The sequence below is a fragment of the Proteus sp. G2300 genome, assembly GCF_009915965.1.
GTDB classification, from domain to species: Bacteria; Pseudomonadota; Gammaproteobacteria; order Enterobacterales; family Enterobacteriaceae; genus Proteus; species Proteus vulgaris.
Map to the genome: position 1 here is coordinate 147,920 of NZ_JAABNK010000006.1, position 18,636 is coordinate 166,555.

General features: G+C 37.9%; 20 protein-coding genes and 1 other annotated feature. Of the genes, 10 read left to right on the forward strand and 10 right to left on the reverse strand.

Annotated features, from left to right (window positions below):
• Nucleotide 1: 1 nt before the first annotated feature.
• The 6 genes from pheT to thrS form a co-directional block, all read right to left on the reverse strand.
• Nucleotides 2-2,389 (reverse strand): phenylalanine--tRNA ligase subunit beta, encoded by a 2,388-nt coding sequence (gene pheT, locus GWI97_RS04985; protein WP_087802545.1) that lies wholly within the window; start codon nt 2,387-2,389, stop codon nt 2-4.
• Nucleotides 2,390-2,403: 14 nt separating this feature from the next.
• Nucleotides 2,404-3,387, reverse strand: a complete 984-nt coding sequence (gene pheS, locus GWI97_RS04990) for a phenylalanine--tRNA ligase subunit alpha (protein ID WP_036937404.1) — start codon at nt 3,385-3,387, stop codon at nt 2,404-2,406.
• 100 nt (nt 3,388-3,487) lie between these two features.
• Nucleotides 3,488-3,610: a sequence feature (Phe leader region), on the reverse strand.
• A 104-nt stretch (nt 3,611-3,714) separates the two neighbouring features.
• Nucleotides 3,715-4,071 (reverse strand): 50S ribosomal protein L20, encoded by a 357-nt coding sequence (gene rplT / locus GWI97_RS04995; protein ID WP_036937406.1) that lies wholly within the window; start codon nt 4,069-4,071, stop codon nt 3,715-3,717.
• A 42-nt stretch (nt 4,072-4,113) separates the two neighbouring features.
• Nucleotides 4,114-4,311, reverse strand: a complete 198-nt coding sequence (gene rpmI / locus GWI97_RS05000) for a 50S ribosomal protein L35 (protein ID WP_004263702.1) — start codon at nt 4,309-4,311, stop codon at nt 4,114-4,116.
• 93 nt (nt 4,312-4,404) lie between these two features.
• Nucleotides 4,405-4,944 (reverse strand): translation initiation factor IF-3, encoded by a 540-nt coding sequence (gene infC, locus GWI97_RS05005; RefSeq protein ID WP_036937410.1) that lies wholly within the window; start codon nt 4,942-4,944, stop codon nt 4,405-4,407.
• A 3-nt stretch (nt 4,945-4,947) separates the two neighbouring features.
• Entirely contained in the window at nt 4,948-6,876 is a 1,929-nt protein-coding gene (gene thrS / locus GWI97_RS05010; RefSeq protein WP_036937413.1) for a threonine--tRNA ligase, read from the reverse strand.
• Nucleotides 6,877-7,254: 378 nt separating this feature from the next.
• Between thrS and GWI97_RS05015 the strand changes: the two genes are divergently transcribed.
• Nucleotides 7,255-7,695 (forward strand): PACE efflux transporter, encoded by a 441-nt coding sequence (locus GWI97_RS05015; RefSeq protein WP_036937416.1) that lies wholly within the window; start codon nt 7,255-7,257, stop codon nt 7,693-7,695.
• Nucleotides 7,696-7,699: 4 nt separating this feature from the next.
• Here the strand turns inward: GWI97_RS05015 and GWI97_RS05020 are convergent, their stop codons facing one another.
• Nucleotides 7,700-8,389 carry an AraC family transcriptional regulator gene (locus GWI97_RS05020; protein ID WP_036937421.1) on the reverse strand — a complete coding sequence of 230 codons (690 nt, stop codon included), beginning with the start codon at nt 8,387-8,389 and terminating at the stop codon, nt 7,700-7,702.
• Between the two features lie 96 nt (nt 8,390-8,485).
• Entirely contained in the window at nt 8,486-8,824 is a 339-nt protein-coding gene (locus GWI97_RS05025) for a tRNA-binding protein (protein WP_036937424.1), read from the reverse strand.
• A 270-nt stretch (nt 8,825-9,094) separates the two neighbouring features.
• Between GWI97_RS05025 and GWI97_RS05030 the strand changes: the two genes are divergently transcribed.
• On the forward strand, nt 9,095-9,691 hold the full coding sequence (locus tag GWI97_RS05030) for a GNAT family N-acetyltransferase (RefSeq protein WP_036937427.1): 597 nt from the start codon (nt 9,095-9,097) through the stop codon (nt 9,689-9,691).
• A gap of 109 nt (nt 9,692-9,800) precedes the next feature.
• Entirely contained in the window at nt 9,801-10,514 is a 714-nt protein-coding gene (locus tag GWI97_RS05035; protein ID WP_036937430.1) for a MarC family NAAT transporter, read from the forward strand.
• Here GWI97_RS05035 and GWI97_RS05040 read toward each other — a convergent pair.
• On the reverse strand, nt 10,511-11,182 hold the full coding sequence (locus GWI97_RS05040) for a transglycosylase SLT domain-containing protein (RefSeq protein WP_036937433.1): 672 nt from the start codon (nt 11,180-11,182) through the stop codon (nt 10,511-10,513). The genes GWI97_RS05035 and GWI97_RS05040 overlap by 4 nt on opposite strands.
• 497 nt (nt 11,183-11,679) lie before the next feature.
• Here GWI97_RS05040 and GWI97_RS05045 point away from each other — a divergent pair, with 497 nt between their 5' ends.
• From GWI97_RS05045 to GWI97_RS05065, 5 genes are all read left to right on the forward strand, one after another.
• On the forward strand, nt 11,680-12,537 hold the full coding sequence (locus GWI97_RS05045; protein WP_224215486.1) for a metal ABC transporter substrate-binding protein: 858 nt from the start codon (nt 11,680-11,682) through the stop codon (nt 12,535-12,537).
• Nucleotides 12,534-13,421 (forward strand): manganese/iron ABC transporter ATP-binding protein, encoded by an 888-nt coding sequence (locus GWI97_RS05050; protein ID WP_036937438.1) that lies wholly within the window; start codon nt 12,534-12,536, stop codon nt 13,419-13,421. Before GWI97_RS05045 ends, GWI97_RS05050 begins: the two co-directional genes overlap by 4 nt.
• 2 nt (nt 13,422-13,423) lie before the next feature.
• A complete protein-coding gene (locus GWI97_RS05055; RefSeq protein ID WP_036937441.1) occupies nt 13,424-14,335 on the forward strand; it encodes a metal ABC transporter permease in 912 nt (303 codons plus the stop codon).
• On the forward strand, nt 14,332-15,189 hold the full coding sequence (locus GWI97_RS05060; protein WP_036937443.1) for a metal ABC transporter permease: 858 nt from the start codon (nt 14,332-14,334) through the stop codon (nt 15,187-15,189). Before GWI97_RS05055 ends, GWI97_RS05060 begins: the two co-directional genes overlap by 4 nt.
• A 154-nt stretch (nt 15,190-15,343) precedes the next feature.
• Entirely contained in the window at nt 15,344-16,216 is an 873-nt protein-coding gene (locus GWI97_RS05065; RefSeq protein WP_036937446.1) for a fructosamine kinase family protein, read from the forward strand.
• A gap of 130 nt (nt 16,217-16,346) precedes the next feature.
• Here GWI97_RS05065 and GWI97_RS05070 read toward each other — a convergent pair whose 3' ends face one another.
• A complete protein-coding gene (locus tag GWI97_RS05070) occupies nt 16,347-16,886 on the reverse strand; it encodes a YniB family protein (protein WP_036937449.1) in 540 nt (179 codons plus the stop codon).
• Between the two features lie 199 nt (nt 16,887-17,085).
• On the opposite strand from GWI97_RS05070, the gene hxpB reads away from it, so the two are divergent.
• Nucleotides 17,086-17,754 carry a hexitol phosphatase HxpB gene (hxpB, locus tag GWI97_RS05075; RefSeq protein ID WP_036937450.1) on the forward strand — a complete coding sequence of 223 codons (669 nt, stop codon included), beginning with the start codon at nt 17,086-17,088 and terminating at the stop codon, nt 17,752-17,754.
• A gap of 298 nt (nt 17,755-18,052) precedes the next feature.
• The gene (locus GWI97_RS05080) at nt 18,053-18,619 is read left to right on the forward strand and encodes a metal-dependent hydrolase (RefSeq protein ID WP_036937451.1); all 567 of its coding nucleotides are present in this window, start codon (nt 18,053-18,055) and stop codon (nt 18,617-18,619) included.
• The last annotated feature ends 17 nt before the right edge of the window (nt 18,620-18,636 follow it).

Sequence of the window (18,636 nt, forward strand, 5' to 3'; positions counted from 1 at the left end):
TCTAGTCCCTCAAGGATGCTTGGAATCGCTGTTTCAATGCTGCGACACAGCTACTCACTGTTGCAGCAATCTCATCTTCTTCCAGTGTATGCTCGATATCCTGCAAGATTATGCTAATAGCGAGGCTTTTATAACCCTCTGCTACTCCCTTACCACAATACACGTCAAATAAGTTTATGCCAACTATTTGATTTCCGCCAACTTTCTTACATTCGGCTAAAACATCTTCTGCAGCAACATCATTCGGAACAACTACAGCGATATCTCTACGATTCGAAGGGTAACGAGAAACTGCTTTTGCTTGTGGTAAACTGCGATTTGCAATTGCATTCCAACGTATTTCGAATACTACCGTACGACCGTTTAAGTCAAGTTTACGTTCAAGCTCTGGATGAACAACGCCAATACAGCCAATGTATTCATTTCTCAGATAAATCCCAGCACTTTGTCCCGGATGAAGTGCTGAATGATTAGCTGCTTTAAATGTAATTTCATCTAGCTGGCCTGTCAATTCCAGAATTGATTCAATATTACCTTTCAAATCAAAGAAATCAACAGTTTGCTTCTCTAAAGTCCAATGTTCTTCATAACGGTTGCCCGCGATCACACCAGCCAACATAAGTTCCTGACGTATTCCGTATTCTGCTTGATTATCAGGAACAAAACGCAGACCTGCTTCAAATAACCTAACTCTAGATTGTTGACGGTTTTGATTGTATACAGTAGTGGTCAATAATCCCGTCAGTAGAGACAGTCTCATTGCTGACATATCAGCTGAAATTGGATTAGGTAGAATTAATGCTTCTTCATCTGGGTGTAATAAAGCCTGGATTTTCGGATCAACAAAGCTATAAGTAATGGCCTCTTGGAAACCGTTGTCTACTAGCATTGTTTTCACACGTTTTAATGACAAGTTAGCTTCACGATGATTTGTCATCACTAAATCAGCACGTAATGGCACATCAGGAATATTATTGTAACCATAAATACGTGCGACTTCTTCAATAAGGTCTTCTTCGATTTGAACATCGAAACGCCATGAAGGAACGCTTGTTAACCAACCATCATTTTCAACAGTAACGGTGAAACCTAAGCGAGTTAATGAATCAAGAACTTGTGCGTCATCAATCACGTGGCCTAATAAACGGTCTAATTTTTTACGTGTTAATTTAACCGGTGCAATATTTGGCAAATGTGCTTTATTGGTTACATCAATCACTTCACCCACTTCACCACCGCAAATTTCTAACAGTAGCTTAGTTGCACGTTCCATTGCCTTGTATTGAAGCTCAGAATCAACACCACGTTCAAAACGATGAGAAGCATCCGTATGTAAACCATAACGGCGTGCACGGCCTGTGATGGATAATGGAGAGAAGAATGCACACTCTAAAAATACATTCTTGGTTTCTTCGTTAACACCTGATGATTCGCCACCAAAAATACCCGCCATACCTAATGCGTGTTTCTCATCAGCAATAACTAAAACATCATCTTTTAATGTAATTTCATTGCCATCAAGTAAAGTTAGTTTTTCACCATCTTTACCCATACGAACAACGACAGCACCCTCAACGCGATCAAGATCGAACGCATGTAACGGTTGTCCCATTTCAAGTAAGATAAAATTTGTAATATCAACAATTGGGTCAATAGAACGAATGCCACCACGGCGCAATTTTTCTTGCATCCATAAAGGTGTTTTTGCCTTCACATTCATATTAGTGAAAACACGACCTAAATATCGAGGACACGCTTCTGGTGCTTCAACACGAACAGGGAATGTCGCTGAAGAAGTTGCCGCAATCGGCGACATATCAGGTACTTGGCACTCCATTTTATTGATAACAGCGATATCACGAGCAACACCTAAAATACCTAAACAATCAGCACGGTTTGGTGTAATACTAATTTCAATCGCATTATCATTTAATTTTAAGTATTCACGAATATCCATGCCAATAGGGGCATCGGCAGGCAATTCAATAATACCTTCATGATTTTCTGAAATAGCTAATTCAGAAAATGAACACAGCATACCTTCTGATGGTTCACCACGCAGTTTAGCTGCTTTGATTTTAAAATCGCCAGGTAATACAGCACCTACAGTCGCTACGGCAACTTTTAAACCTAAGCGACAGTTAGGTGCGCCACAAACGATATCTAATAATCTATCACCACCTACGTTGACTTTTGTCACACGTAATTTGTCAGCGTTTGGATGTTGTCCACATTCAACAACTTCACCAACAAATACACCGTGAAAATCACCGGCAACGGCTTCAACACCATCAACTTCAAGACCAGCCATTGTCAACTGTTCTGAAAGTTCTTCGCTACTAATCGCTGGGTTTACCCACTCACGTAACCAAAGTTCACTGAATTTCATGAGATAATCCCACCTTATTTAAACTGTTTGAGGAAACGAAGATCGTTTTCGAAGAATGAACGTAAATCGGTGACGCCGTAACGTAACATAGTTAGACGTTCCATACCCATACCGAACGCAAAACCGGAATAGACTTCAGGATCGATACCTACATTACGTAATACGTTCGGATGCACCATACCGCAACCCAGTACTTCTAACCATTTACCATTCTTACCCATTACATCCACTTCCGCTGAAGGTTCTGTAAATGGAAAATAGGAAGGTCGGAAACGAATTTCCATATCTTCTTCAAAAAAGTTTTTCAAGAAATCGTGCAATGTTCCTTTTAAATTAGTAAAGCTGATGTCTTTATCAACAATTAAGCCTTCAATCTGATGGAACATTGGTGTGTGAGTCTGGTCGTAGTCATTACGATATACACGGCCTGGCGCAATAATTCGAATAGGAGGCTGTTTATCCTGCATAGTACGGATTTGTACACCCGATGTTTGTGTACGCAGTAAACGTTTCGCATCAAACCAGAAAGTATCGTGATCAGCCCTTGCAGGGTGATGAGCAGGAATATTCAACGCATCAAAATTATGATAATCATCTTCAATTTCAGGGCCTGACTCTACAGAAAACCCTAATTCGCCAAAGAAAGTTTCAATACGTTCAATTGTACGAGTTACTGGGTGTAGACCACCATTTTCAATACGGCGCCCAGGTAAAGAAACATCGATTTTTTCAGCAGATAAACGTTCGTTTAATAATGCTGATTCTAGATATTCTTTACGGGAGTTCAGTGCTTGCTGAACTTCTTGTTTAGCCTGATTAATGACAGCCCCTGCAGCTGGACGATCTTCCGCGGGTAAGTCGCGCAGCGTGGACATCTGAAGCGTTAAATGACCTTTTTTCCCCAAGTATTCAACACGAACCGAATCCAGCGCAGCAACATCCTGTGCCTCTTCGATAGCTGCTTTAGCTTGAGCAACGAGTTCAGCGAGATGTGGCATCGTTTCCTCTTCCTTTGACCTGATGAGGTCTATTAGTTGTTATCAATGATGACGAATAAAATTGCCCTTTTTGGTTTCTAACCCAGTGTTGAGATCTGAAAACAAAAAAGCCTCCATATTGGAGGCTCAGGCGCTACTTTTCGTTTCTTTTCTTACGCGCAAAAGCCCCTTAATTTAGGCGCTAAAGTAAAAAAAGAAACGGAAAAAAGCGATATTTAACATAAGTAATGTCTCTTCAAATATTAACTTATTGAATTTCTATCATTAAGCCACAAATTTAGACAAAATAAAAGAGGGAGAAAACTCCCTCTTCCATTGACTTAATAATTAAGCCAGAGCACCTTTCGCTTTTTCAACTAAAGCAGCAAAAGCTACTTTGTCGAATACAGCGATATCAGCCAGGATCTTACGGTCGATTTCAATGGATGCTTTTTTCAGACCATTGATGAAACGGCTATAAGACATGCCGTTCTGACGAGCTGCTGCGTTGATACGCGCAATCCACAGCTGACGGAACTGACGTTTTTTCTGACGACGGTCACGGTACGCATATTGACCAGCTTTGATAACAGCCTGGAAAGCTACACGATAGACACGTGAACGTGCACCGTAATAACCTTTAGCTTGCTTTAAAATCTTCTTGTGACGAGCACGGGCAACAACGCCGCGTTTAGCACGAGCCATATTAAACTCCTAAATGTCTATATTCTGTTAAAAAAGTAATACTTATGCGTATGGTAAGCAAGCTACGACCAGACCTAAATCTCCTTTAGAGACCATGCCTTTTGGACGTAAATGACGTTTACGCTTAGTTGATTTTTTAGTCAGAATGTGACGGAGGTTAGCATGTTTGCGCTTGAAGCCACCACCAGCAGTTTTTTTAAAGCGCTTAGCTGCGCCGCGTACTGTTTTAATCTTTGGCATTTCTATAATCCACTTCGCATTGTTAATAACATAAAATAATAAGGCGAATAGCAATCAGCCGTTAAGGCTGACGCTATTACTTGAATTGCCTGACTATTTCTTCTTCGGCGCTAACACCATGATCATCTGGCGCCCTTCAATCTTATTAGGGAAAGATTCAACAGCTGCCAGTTCATCCAAATCTTCACGGATACGGTTAAGCATTTCCATACCGATTTGTTGGTGTGCCATTTCACGACCACGGAAACGTAGCGTGACTTTAGCTTTATCGCCATCTTCAAGAAAACGAATCAGGTTGCGTAGTTTGACCTGATAGTCGCCTTCATCTGTACCAGGACGGAATTTAACTTCCTTGACCTGAATAACTTTTTGTTTCTTTTTCTGTTCTTTGAGAGTCTTACTTTTCTCATAGAGGAATTTGCCGTAGTCCATAATACGACAAACTGGCGGCTCGGCATTAGGACTAATTTCAACTAAATCAGCACCTGCTTCCTCGGCTTTCTCAAGAGCCTCTTTCAGACTAACAACTCCAATCTGTTCGCCATCCAAACCTGTTAAACGAACTTCATGAGCGCGAATCTCACCATTGATGCGATTCTGACGCGTTGATTGAATTCTTTTTCCGCCTTTAATACCTTATTCCTCCAACTGATGAAGACTTCTGCTTCTAATTTCTTGCAGAAGCTTTTCTTTAAATTCGTTAACGTCAATACTGCCAAGGTCTTTTCCTCGACGAGTACGAACCGCAACTTTGCCTGATTCAACTTCTTTATCACCACAGACAAGCATGTACGGAACACGACGTAGAGTATGTTCACGAATTTTAAAGCCAATCTTCTCATTTCTCAAGTCTGCTTTTGCACGAATTCCGGCATCTTGCAATTCTTTGACGAGTTTTTGTACATAATCAGCCTGTCCATCCGTGATATTCATCACGACAACCTGCTGTGGTGCCAACCAAGTTGGGAAGAATCCTGCGTATTCTTCGGTCAGAATACCAATAAAACGTTCTAAGGATCCTAGCACTGCTCGGTGAAGCATAACAGGTACTTTACGCTCGTTGTTTTCAGCGACATAAGAAGCGCCTAAACGACCTGGTAGTGAGAAGTCTAATTGTACTGTACCACACTGCCATGCACGATCTAAGCAATCGTAAAGTGTAAATTCAATTTTAGGGCCATAAAACGCCCCTTCACCTGGCTGATATTCAAATTCAATATTGTTATCAGACAAGGCTTTTGCTAAGTCTGCTTCAGCAACATCCCATAACGCATCTTCACCGATACGTTTTTCTGGGCGAGTAGACAGCTTAACAACGATTTTTTCAAATCCGAAAGTAGAATATACATCATAAATCAATTTGATGCAGTCATTTACTTCACTTAAAATTTGTTCTTCTGTACAGAAGATATGCGCATCATCTTGTGTAAAGCCACGAACACGCATTAAACCATGTAATGCGCCAGATGGTTCATTACGATGGCAACTACCGAATTCAGCCATACGTAATGGCAAATCACGGTAAGAACGTAAGCCTTGTTTAAATATTTGTACGTGCCCTGGACAGTTCATTGGTTTAATACAATATTCACGGTTTTCTGAAGATGTTGTGAACATGTTTTCTTTGTAGTTTTCCCAGTGACCTGTTTTCTCCCAAAGAACACGATCCATCATAAATGGACCTTTTACTTCTTGGTAATCATATTCTTTTAATTTACAACGTACAAATGTTTCTAACTCACGAAAAATAGTCCAACCATCATTATGCCAGAAAGCCATACCTGGCGCTTCTTCTTGCATATGATATAAATCAAGCTGTTTACCAATTTTGCGATGGTCACGTTTTGCGGCTTCTTCTAAGCGATTTAAGTAAGCTTTTAGCTGTTTTTTATCAGCCCAAGCTGTACCATAAATGCGTTGTAGCATTTTATTATCGCTGTTACCGCGCCAATATGCACCTGCAATTTTCTGTAACTTAAAGTTATGACAGAAACGCATGTTTGGAACATGTGGCCCACGACACATATCAACATATTCTTGATGATGATAAAGACCAGGTTGTGAATCTTGACTGATATTTTCATCAAGAATAGCAACTTTATAATCTTCACCACGGGAAACAAATGTTTCACGAGCTTCAGCCCAGCTTACGCGTTTTTTAATAACATCGTAATCTGTTTTCGCCAACTCTAGCATACGTTTTTCTAGAGTTTCTAAATCTTCCTGCGTGAGAGAATGGTCTAAATCGACATCATAGTAAAAACCATTTTCGATAACAGGACCAATCGCCATTTTGGTTTGTGGCCATAATTGTTTAATGGCATGCCCTAATAAGTGAGCACAAGAGTGACGAATAATGTCAAGACCTTCATCATCTTTTGCGGTAATAATCGCCAGATTTGAATCATGTTCGATCAATTCACAAGCATCTACCAGTTCACCATTTATACGGCCTGCAATACATGCTTTCGCAAGTCCAGGGCCGATATCTGCAGCAACATCCATGACAGAAACTGCATTTTCAAATTGACGTTGGCTTCCATCAGGAAGAGTAATAATTGGCATTTAAAATCCTTATTTACAGTGGTGACCCATACGCAAGATCACTTGTAAGCTTTTTATTTCATCTATATTCAGTACGTTACGACAATTTCTCACTTTACCTCGCGAGGTTTGTACTCAGTTATGTACACAATATTAATTTATCAATATCCATCACATTACTGGGTCTTATCGCAACTCGGAGTGAATATTATCACAGACAGTAAAGATTTATAGCTTTATCTCATAGGTAATTCTCATGTTGTATTCTTAATACACAGAGACAGATAGAATTTTTTATTTAATTTGTCTACCATAATAAACAAGCGGAAACCGTGGCTTTAAAAATAATATTCTCTGGGGCGGACCAGTACCTTCATTGTTAATATAAAGGTGTATAACGTGTTTTATCTGAAGCCCCGTTCTCGTAAATTAATTTATGCCATTACCTTTGAAACTTTCGCTATTTTATTAAGTAGTGTTTTACTTGCCTTTTTAAGTCAAAGTCAATCACATAGCTCACTGCCCGTTGCGATTACAGTTTCTGTTATCGCACTCATTTGGAATTATATTTTTAATTCTTTTTTTGAATTTATTGAGTTTAAATTTCACATTGAAAAACGCACTGTCATAATACGCCTTACTCATGCAGTCAGTTTTGAATTAGGTCTCTTCTTCTTTACTATTCCACTTTATATGTGGTGGTATAATGTAAGCTTCACCAAAGCAATCAGTATGGAATTTACCATATTAGTGTTCTTTTTTATCTACACCTATTTATTTACTCTGGTTTTCGATAAATTATGTCCTCGAATTTATTCCACTGAAAATAAAGTGATGTAATGGCTCAGCGTTGTCGGTACTCTGTAGGGCTTTTATTATAATATTGTCGAAATACTTGGCTAAATGCAGAATGCGAATCATACCCTACAGCTAAAGCAATACTTTCAATATTTGTTGCTGTATATTTTAATAATTCAGCAGCTTTGCTAAGGCGATACTGAGTTACATATTGCATCACAGATATACCTAACTCTGCTTTTATTTTGCGTTGCAAGGTGCTTGCTGATGTATTAAATGCCAACGCAATATCATGTGTTGTTAATGGTGTATGTAATTTATTCGCTAGCCACGCATCAAGATTATCACGCCAATTTTTTTGTATCTCCATTTGAGCCAGCAAAAGTCGAGTGATGGTTGAATACTGCTCAGGAGGTTGAGGATATTGATGCAACCACTCTAATAACCCTATGGTCGCGGGTGATAAAGTAAATTGCCCACCTTTCTCAGTTAGTTGCCATTGCGAAGTTGCAGGTAGTTCTAAAATAAGATTTTTATTATCTATATTACCTGAAAAAGCATGATGAATTGTTGGGGGGATAATAAGGCAATTTTGACTAGAGATCAGAAAATCTTCTCGATTGAAATTAACTTCCATCGAACCAGAAAGCCCAAAGATAATTTGCCATAAATTATCATGCTGATGAGATGCTGTCTCTTGCGCATAACATCGCAAATGCAGTTGAGGTAATAACAAAAGACACTCCTTTATATCCATCCCGCAATTTAATAATTACTATAACAAAACTCAGCAGGACATCACTATCTAAGAGTGTCTTATCTTGAAACTAACTTATGCTAAACGTGAGCCATTAGGTAAAGGCAAATTAAATTCGGCTAAGACTATAGCCCCCGTTTCATCAGGTGCTCCGGTAATTAAAACCTCAGATTTTACACCTGCTATACGTTTAACTGGAAAATTACATACACATAAAATACGACGTCCAACAAGTTCTTCTGGTGTATAATTTACAGTAATTTGAGCACTAGAACGCTTTATGCCAAACTCACCTAAATCAACGTCCATAACATATGCTGGTTTGTTAGCTTTTTTATTTACTTCAGCACTAATAATAGTTCCAACTCTCATTTCTACTCGTAAAAAATCATCCCACTCAATTAAATCAGCCATCTTCTTACCAATATTATTTACTATTTGATTATCATTGAATTATAGATTAGCACGCATACTCACAACTCACCTGTCGCAAGATAGTCATTTTCTGTTTTGAAAAAATCACAGCTTTGACAAAGGACACCCTTTTCTGATTACTCCGAGTTTTCACTATTTTCACTCATGACATTAAATTGCAATATCAATTCGTAAATTTGTTATGTATAAAAAGTATTATTTAGAAAACAGTTTTGATTATTCTATTAATAGTAGCTGGGACATTTTATTATGAAAAAAATCACTGAATGGGTCACTCTTGAAGGAAAGTTAGTCCGCTTAGATCCTTTAAGCATGGATCACTACTCAGATTTACTTGAGCTTATTAAAAAAGATAAACCTAATGAGCTTTGGTATACCACAGTACCATCGCCTAGTGCATTACAGCAAGATATTGACCATAAAATTCAACTACAAAAAAAAGGATTAATGTTACCTTTTACAATTATTTCGAAAATAACTGGCCGAGTTGTTGGTGTAACAACCTTTATGAATATTGATAATCAAACACCACGATTAGAAATCGGTTCAACATGGTACGCAAAAGAAGTTCAAAGAACAGGGACTAATACAGAGGCAAAATATTTACTTCTTAGATATGCACTCGAAGATTTACAGTGTATTGCTGTTGAATTTCGTACACACAGATTAAATCAAATAAGTCGAAAAGCAATTGAACGTCTCGGAGCTAAACTTGATGGTATTTTACGCAATCATCGTTTAACCACCAATGGGCAAAAAAGAGATACCTGTGTGTATAGCATAACAGACTATGACTGGCCTTCAGTAAAGACACACTTAGAGTGGTTAATGAAAAAATACTCGTAAATACTAATAATATTATTAGGAAAGTAACTATTAAGAAGTTTAATTTGTTATCATAATTACTTCTTAATACTGTTCCTTAATTGCCTATTATTAGGAGCCTTTATATTCCATGTATTCTGTTTACCAATTTTTTCAAGCAATCGGTCTTGGTCTTATTTTACTTTTACCTTTAACCAACCCATTAACTACCGTTGCGCTTTGGCTTGGTCTTTCTGGAAATATGACAAAAGAACAGCGTAACCAACAATCGTTAATGGCTTGTATATATATTTTCTTTATTATGACCATCGCATTTTATGCGGGACGCGTCATAATGACAACCTTTGGTATTTCGATCCCCGGTCTTCGTATTGCCGGCGGAATGATAGTTGCCTTTATTGGCTTTAGTATGTTGTTTCCTAATACCCCAAATGTAGACGATCCGATTTCTGACGATAACAATCCACATAAAAATCAAACAGAGTCTAATATTGCTTTCGTCCCTTTAGCTATGCCAAGTACTGCTGGCCCAGGAACTATCGCAATGATCATCAGTACCGCGGCTTCAATTCCATCGCGTACAGATATTGCACAGTGGGTATTGTATATTGCCCCTGTTACAACGTTTTTTTTAATTAGCGTGATTGTTTGGCTATCTTTACGCGGTTCAACTCGTATTATGAAATATTTAGGACACAGCGGTATTGATGCTATTTCTCGCGTAATGGGATTTTTATTAATCTGTATGGGTGTCCAATTTATGATTAACGGTGTTCTTGAAATTATTGCTGACTTGCCTGCTTTATTAAAACAGGCTCAAGCCATCGCTAATTTAGCCGATTAATAATCGACACCATGATAAGCCGCTTTTACTTTAGCTAAATAACGTGGTGCTTGTGATGCAGGGTGATTTTTTTCAACATAACGATAAAAATCATCCGCACTCATCGAATTAATTTTAGCTATCGCATTGTTTCTGTCTTTATCAAATGTTCTTAATAAAGCGCCAGCACCATTTACATAAGCAAGGATAGTGGCATAATAAAGCGTTTCGGGATCGATAATCCCGGCAAGATGACGCTCTCTTAGTAGCCGAATATATGCTGTCCCTAAATCAATATTTGTTGCAGGATCCTTTAATTGTGCTGTTGTTGGCTGACCTGCCTTTCCTCTGTTTTGATACACATCTCTTCCTGCTGTTGATGCTTTAATTTGCATTAAGCCAACGGCATTTGATTTACTAATAACCTCAGGCCTAAAGTTAGATTCAACTTGGATAATCGCTTTAATCAATGTTTCATCAACATTATAACGACTTGAAGCTTGCTGTATATGGCTATCAAAAGGGGTTGCTTTCCATTGCGCCGTTGAAATTGAAGCATTATTAACACGATTATCTGTTGTTTTTTGGTTTAAAAAGCGCGGGCTTTCTCTTTGCGCAGTTTGATGGGTATTATCAGCACAACCAGCAAGAAGCAGCATTCCTAGAGAGAAGATAATTTTTGATTTCACGTTTCACCCTTTTGAATAAAATAATTCTATAAAAAGCACAATGATATTAATAAATTACAATTTTATTGTCAGTGTAATTTATCTCGTCATCCCCTTCTTTAAGTCCGCTTTACACTTTATCAGTTGATAGCAATAATGAACTTATCCGACTAATCTTAAAAAGAAAAGAATAAAGTGATAAGCATAATGAGTATATTTAATCGGCTATCTCTCTTTACCTTCTATGTTCTAATTTATCTCTTGCACAAATAGTTACGAACGATTGTTAATTTTTGTGACAAAACCCGACAATCTACTTAACATTTATTGGAATACATGTTGTTATCTTATTTCTAGTCATTATCAAATGAAGCTTTTTGCACCGAGATAACTTGACTTTTTTGAAATGATATTGATAATCATTATCAATTAAGAAGATAACTCTGCAACTATAAGGCAATAATAATATGGATATATTTCGCTCTGTAAACAAATTTTCACTCACGGCTTTATGTCTTATGGCAACCGTGTTTTTAACCACACCTTCACAAGCAAAAGATAAACTTAAAGTTGTCACTACTTTTACTATTATTCAAGATATCGCACAAAATGTCGCCGGAGATGCCGCAATTGTTGAATCCATTACAAAACCCGGTGCTGAAATTCATGATTATCAACCTACCCCAAAAGATATAGTAAAAGCCCAAAAAGCTGATTTAATCTTATGGAATGGTTTAAACCTTGAACGCTGGTTCGAGCGTTTTTTTAATGAGTTACGTAATGTTCCTGCGGTTGTAGTAACTGAAGGCATCACGCCGATGGCAATCAGTGAAGGTGCTTACAAAAACAATCCAAACCCACACGCCTGGATGTCACCGAATAACGCATTAATTTATATTGAAAATATTCGCAAAGCACTTGTTGAACACGATCCTGATAATGCGGCAATTTATAATCAAAATGCAGCAAATTACGCAGAAAAAATTAAACAACTTGATGCACCATTAAGAGAAAGATTATCTCGTATACCACAAAAAGATCGTTGGTTAGTGACCAGTGAAGGCGCTTTCAGTTATTTAACTAATGATTATGGCTTTAAAGAAGTTTATTTATGGCCAATTAACGCAGAAGAGCAAGGCACACCACAACAAGTTAAATATGTCATTGATACAGTAAGAAAACACAATATCCCTGTTGTCTTTAGTGAGAGTACAATTTCAGATAAACCGGCTAAACAAGTTAGTAAAGAAACTGGCGCAAAATACGGTGGTGTTCTTTATGTTGACTCACTTTCCGCTGAAGACGGTGAGGTTCCTACTTATATTGATTTAATTACTATCACTGTGGATACAATTGCGAAAGGATTTGGTCAATGAGTAAAATAAAAACGAATCCAACATTGACAGTTGATAATGCCACTGTCACCTATAACAACGGTCATACCGCTATCTTTGACGCAAGTTTCTCTATTACGGGAGGCACGATTTGTGCCCTAGTCGGTATCAATGGCAGTGGTAAATCCACTCTATTTAAAACCATTATGGGGCTTGTAAAGCCCTCTAAAGGTAAAGTGACATTAAACGACAACCCTATACAACAAGCGTTAAAGCAAAATATGATTGCCTATGTTCCACAGACAGAAGAAGTTGACTGGAATTTTCCCGTCCTCGTTTCTGATGTCGTAATGATGGGACGTTATGGGAAAATGGGTTTTTTTCGTATTCCTTCAAAACGTGATCATGAAGTTGTTGAGGCATCATTAGAGCGTGTGGGGTTATCAGGCTTAGGTCATCGTCAAATTGGTGAGCTTTCTGGTGGTCAGAAAAAGCGTGTTTTCTTGGCTCGAGCAATGGCTCAAGAAGGTACTGTTTTATTACTTGATGAACCCTTTACGGGTGTCGATGTTAAAACCGAAAATGCCATTATTGAGCTTCTACGTAATTTACGAGAAGAAGGTCATCTCGTTTTAGTCTCTACGCATAACTTAGGAAGTGTGCCTGAGTTTTGTGATCATGTTATTTTGATCAATAGAACTGTATTAGACAGTGGACCAACTGAAACCACCTTTACCCAAAAGAACTTAGAACACGCATTTGGTGGTGTATTGCGTCATATCAGCCTATCGGGTTCTGATCTTCACGATGACGACGATCCACGCTCACTTACCGTAATTACTGATGATGAACGCGCGGCCGTTTTTTATGGTCATCAAAAAGAACATACTCCAGCGCACCAAAGTCAGCGCAAACAAGGAGATTAGCCATGCTAGATTTACTCCTACAACCTTTTGAATATAACTATATGGTGAAAGCTATTTGGGTTAGTGCCTTAGTAGGTGCTGTCTGTGCGTTTCTTTCATCCTATCTTATTTTAAAAGGTTGGTCATTAATGGGAGATGCCCTTTCCCACTCCGTTGTTCCTGGTGTTGCGGGGGCTTATATATTAGGTTTACCTTATGCGGTCGGTGCTTTTTTTACGGGTTTGCTCGCCGCATTATCAATGACATTTATTCGCCATATCACACGCCTTCGTGAAGATGCCGTTATTGGCTTTATTTTCTCCACTTTTTTTGCCTTTGGTCTGTTGCTGGTTTCGCTTAAACCGACAGCCGTCAACGTTCAGACCATCATCCTCGGAAATATTTTAGGTATTGCTGATGAAGATGTATGGCAAGTTGTGATTATTACTGGTGTCTCTTTCTTCGTATTATTCTGTATTTGGAAAGACTTGCTGGTCGTTTTCTTTGATGAAGTTCATGCCAAATCAATTGGCTTATCACCTCTAAAATTAAAAATTATCTTTTTTACTTTATTAAGTGCATGTACTGTTGCAGCACTTCAAACGGTTGGTGCCATTCTTGTGATTGCTATGGTTGTCACACCCGGTGCAACCGCTTATTTACTCACAGACCAATTTAAGCGACTTGCAATTATGGCTATCTGTATTGGTACAATAACCAGTGCTGTAGGCGCTTATCTTAGCTATTTCTTTAATGGTGCAACGGGTGGCGTCATTGTCACAATGCAAACACTCCTCTTTTTATTAGCTTTCTTATTTGCGCCTAAACACGGCATGTTAGCGGCTCGTCGTCGTGCTCGCCAAAGCTCACAACAGTTAATCTCACAATCTCATCAGCACCAAGAAGCCCCAAAACAAGAAGAGGTGAAACTATGAATGAGCTAATTGAATTTTTCATTGAACCATTTCAATATCCCTTTATGCAACGGGCTATTATTGCCGCTATTATTATTGGGATCGCCTGCGCTATTTTATCTTGTTATATGGTTTTAAAAGGCTGGTCATTGATGGGAGATGCCATCTCTCACGCGGTGTTACCCGGAGTGGTACTCGCTTATGTCACTGCAATTCCATTAACAGTTGGTGCCTTTCTCTCTGGTTTGTTTTGCTCGTTTGCCACTGGTTATTTAAAAGAACACAGTCGCATTAAAGAAGATACTGTGATGGGAATAGTATTCTCAGGTATGTTTGCTGTAGGTTTGGTGATTTTTGCCAGTGTCGATACAGACCAACATTTAATGCATATTTTATTTGGTAATATTTTAGGTATAACACCAGATGTATTAACTCAAATTAGTATTATTTGTTTAATTACCATCACGATCATGCTAGTTAAGCAAAAAGACTTTATGCTCTATTGCTTCGATCCTAATCAAGCAAGGATCGTCGGTTTACCTGTTACCTTATTGCACTATGGCTTACTGTCTATTTTGGCATTAACTATCGTTGCTTCAATGCAGGCCGTTGGGATTATTTTAGTCGTCGCCATGCTTATTTCACCAGGGATCACTGCGTATTTATTAACACGTAGTTTCTCTCGTATGATAATGCTGGCTATTATATTTTCTGTCGCATCCAGTGTTATTGGTACATTTATTAGTTTCCATATTGATGGTGCAACAGGTCCATGTATTGTGCTAACTCAAGCTATATTCTTTATTATTGCGTTATTCTGTAATCAGATTAAATTAGCAAAAATAAAGCGACAAACAAAACCCGCGAACGCCTGATAATCTCCTTTATCTTCGCAAAAACGGGATAATCATCCCGTTTTTTAGCTTTATACTTTATTGATTTAATTAAAGTGTTATTGTCATAAGATAAACATCGCTCGTTATTATTTTATTTGGGTCTACTAAGTAAACAACTTTGCGAGGTGTAAGTATGTGGCAGAATATAGGTCGTTTACTGGAATCAAACTTAGGATTTTCAGCAAAGATAAACGAAAAAACTCACCTTTCTAGTGGCGATATTCATCATACATGGAAAATTTATTATGGTGATACTCCCATCTTTGTAAAATCTAACTTGCGTGAGTTTCTGCCTAATTTTAAAAATGAAGCAGAACAACTTGACATGTTGGCAAAAAGCCAAACAATTCGTACTCCTCGCGTTCTTGGCATTGGTAATAGTAAAGATGCCAGCTTCTTACTCCTTGAATTTTTACCCGTCCAATCTTTTACGCCTCATAGCGCTTATTGTTTTGGTCAACAATTAGCAAGGCTACATCAATGGGAAGATCAACCTAGTTATGGTTTTGATTTTGATACTCAAATCGACACAACCCCTCAACTAAATGGCTGGGAAAAGCGCTGGAACCACTTTTATTCTGAAAAACGTATTGGCTTTCAACTGCAACTTGCGTCAGAAAAAGGGATGGTTTTTGGCGATATCGATGAGATAACCCAAATTATTCACCATCGTCTTGCTGATCATAATCCCCAACCTTCATTACTTCATGGCAACTTATGGCCCAAAAATTGTGCTGCAATTGGTCAATCTGAAGGTACGGTCTTTGATCCTGCGTGTTATTGGGGAGATAGAGAATGTGATATAGCAATGTTACCGCTTTGTACTGCTGTACCTGCTAATATTTTTGATGGTTATCAGAGTGTCTGGCCATTATCTGAAAAATTTTTATTACGTCAGCCTATTTATCAACTCTATTTTTTCCTCAACCGGTGTAATCTATTTGGCGGTGAAGGCGATTATCTAGAAGTCCGAAAAATCATTGATGATTTATTAGCGACCCCCTAATAAAAAGATAAAAATAGTTCAAAACAGATAACACGCAAAAAAATATAACCTCGCCAGCTCACATTGTGCGAGGTTTATTTTTCCCTTCAGTTAGATAAATGAACTATCCTCGTTCATTATAAATGCCCTATTACCATCCTAAAAATTTCAGTAAGAAATATCCAATTGCAATGACAATAATCGGCGATAGATAAAGCACCATAATTTGAGTAAAAATAGTATGTCGTGGTAATTTGATATTTTGTTGCAATTCTTCTGCAGTAACACCACTTTTCATGGCTCGTTCAATAATAAGCTGATCTTGTATATTTTCTTTTAAATACTTAACTTGGCGATAGATTCGTAATCCCGATGCACTAAACGCCAATCCAACAAACATAAAAAGAAAAATAACAAAGAAAGTGATATTTTCTTGGCTAAACCCCATTTGTGTATTAGGGATAGGTGAGTTTTGCCAAAAGAAATCTAAAAACGGTGTATTAAATTGCGCCATTTCAGCGAGTACACGAAAAAAATCATTGATCACTGCATTAACGCCATCACCACTTGGACGTTGTATTGCAGCCAATCCTATCAACGATACAGCTGTAGAAATAAAAGCAGGAATAAAAATAAGCCAGCCAAGAACGCGCTTTAAAATGGCATATAATCCTGCATATTGATAACTCATCACATCCTCACTAGTAGAATTCGTCAATATTTATCTGTTTATCGTAGTCTAATTAACGGCTAATACGACAATATATTAATAGTAGCCATTCTCTCTATTTATTTTACTAAATAAATAAGAAACTGATTAAAAAGATTTTCTTTGTAACTCTTGCTACAATCGCCATTCGACAACATAGACCTTATTTATGGAGAGTAACATGTCTTTTAAATTCCCTATTGAAGCTGCTATTTTTGATATGGATGGTTTATTAATCGACTCTGAACCATTTTGGCAGCAAGCAGAACATGAGGTCTTTGCTGAATTAGGCGTCGATTTATCCCTTTCATCGGCAATGCCCGATATGGTTGGATTAAGAATAAACGAAGTCATTGATTTATGGTATAAAGCCTCACCATGGCAAGGCGTTTCAAAACAAGAAGCTAAACAAAAAATGGTTTCTCGTGTTGTCAAACTGGTTGAAGAGACCAAGCCACTATTACCCGGTGTCGAGTATGCTTTAGAACTTTGTAAATCATCAGGGTTAAAAATTGCATTAGCATCAGCTTCTCCTGATTTCATGCTTGAGCGAGTATTGGAATTATTTAATATTCGCCATTATTTCTCAGCTGTCGTTTCTGCTGATGAATTACCACACAGTAAACCACATCCAGAAGTCTACCTAAATGCAGCCAAAGCACTTGATCTCGATCCCATTCATTGTGTTTCATTAGAAGATTCTCGTAATGGTATGATTGCCTGTAAAGGTGCGAGAATGCGTTCTATCGTTGTACCCGCTACAACACAATTTAATGATAAGCAGTGGGGTTTAGCGGATGTGAAAATTGCCTCTCTTAATGAGTTAACACAACGACATTTATTAGGCTAGCTTTTATCAATAAAAGGGATATTTTGCTTTATTAGATATCCCTTTTATTTTGCTTTTAACATTTTCCTCATCAATTCTATTCTTTAAGTTTTCTCACTTATTTGACTTAATGTCATTAGTACTAATTTTACTTTTAGCTTTTTATCCTAAATTCGATCATTTTTAAATCAATCAAATAAAATATTTCCGTTATTGCTTAATATTTAAGGCAATTTTTATCTTTTTTGTCTGTTAGTTATCATCAAAACCTTTTATACTTTATCACTGTATAAATGAACAGCAAAAGAACAGACAAGGAATGACTGCAGAAGGACATTTACTTTTTTCTGTTGCAACACTTGTGTTAGCACAGAAACTTGAAATAACGCCAGCTCTTGCTCATGGTGATTGGTTTCACATGATCCCTGCTGTCTTATTAGGCTCACTTTTACCAGACTTAGATCATCCCGGCTCTATCCTTGGACGATTGTTCCGTATTATTTCGTTGCCCTTATCAAAACTTTGTGGTCACCGAGGTTTCACTCATAGCCTACTCGCATTTTGTGGTTTAGCCATTTTATGGGAAACCCAAGTTTCACCACGTTGGGAAATTTCAGTAGATATCTTTCATGCGCTTTTACTTGGTTATCTTAGCCATCTCATTGCCGATATGTTAACCCCTGCTGGTGTTCCTTTCCTATGGCCTTTAAAAATGCGCTTTGCGCTACCCATTTTAGGCAAAAAAAATAATAAAAAAGGTGAACGTTTTATCTCTGTGCTTATTCTTGTAGGTGCACTTTTTTTGCCACCACACCTTACTGTTACATTGCCTTCGCAAGTCAATAGCTGGTTACAGATGTACCACGACAAGCGCACTAATTTTTAACACCCTCTGACAAAACC

Coding starts and splice junctions, on each gene's coding strand:
- pheT (WP_087802545.1), bottom strand. CDS start 2,389: ATGAAATTCAGTGAACTTTGGTTACGTGAGTGGGTAAACCCAGCGATT.
- pheS (WP_036937404.1), bottom strand. CDS start 3,387: ATGCCACATCTCGCTGAACTCGTTGCTCAAGCTAAAGCAGCTATCGAA.
- rplT (WP_036937406.1), bottom strand. CDS start 4,071: ATGGCTCGTGCTAAACGCGGCGTTGTTGCCCGTGCTCGTCACAAGAAG.
- rpmI (WP_004263702.1), bottom strand. CDS start 4,311: ATGCCAAAGATTAAAACAGTACGCGGCGCAGCTAAGCGCTTTAAAAAA.
- thrS (WP_036937413.1), bottom strand. CDS start 6,876: ATGCCAATTATTACTCTTCCTGATGGAAGCCAACGTCAATTTGAAAAT.
- GWI97_RS05025 (WP_036937424.1), bottom strand. CDS start 8,824: ATGGCTGATTTAATTGAGTGGGATGATTTTTTACGAGTAGAAATGAGA.
- GWI97_RS05030 (WP_036937427.1), top strand. CDS start 9,095: ATGAAAAAAATCACTGAATGGGTCACTCTTGAAGGAAAGTTAGTCCGC.
- GWI97_RS05035 (WP_036937430.1), top strand. CDS start 9,801: ATGTATTCTGTTTACCAATTTTTTCAAGCAATCGGTCTTGGTCTTATT.
- GWI97_RS05045 (WP_224215486.1), top strand. CDS start 11,680: ATGGCAACCGTGTTTTTAACCACACCTTCACAAGCAAAAGATAAACTT.
- GWI97_RS05050 (WP_036937438.1), top strand. CDS start 12,534: ATGAGTAAAATAAAAACGAATCCAACATTGACAGTTGATAATGCCACT.
- GWI97_RS05055 (WP_036937441.1), top strand. CDS start 13,424: ATGCTAGATTTACTCCTACAACCTTTTGAATATAACTATATGGTGAAA.
- GWI97_RS05060 (WP_036937443.1), top strand. CDS start 14,332: ATGAATGAGCTAATTGAATTTTTCATTGAACCATTTCAATATCCCTTT.
- GWI97_RS05065 (WP_036937446.1), top strand. CDS start 15,344: ATGTGGCAGAATATAGGTCGTTTACTGGAATCAAACTTAGGATTTTCA.
- GWI97_RS05070 (WP_036937449.1), bottom strand. CDS start 16,886: ATGAGTTATCAATATGCAGGATTATATGCCATTTTAAAGCGCGTTCTT.
- hxpB (WP_036937450.1), top strand. CDS start 17,086: ATGTCTTTTAAATTCCCTATTGAAGCTGCTATTTTTGATATGGATGGT.
- GWI97_RS05080 (WP_036937451.1), top strand. CDS start 18,053: ATGACTGCAGAAGGACATTTACTTTTTTCTGTTGCAACACTTGTGTTA.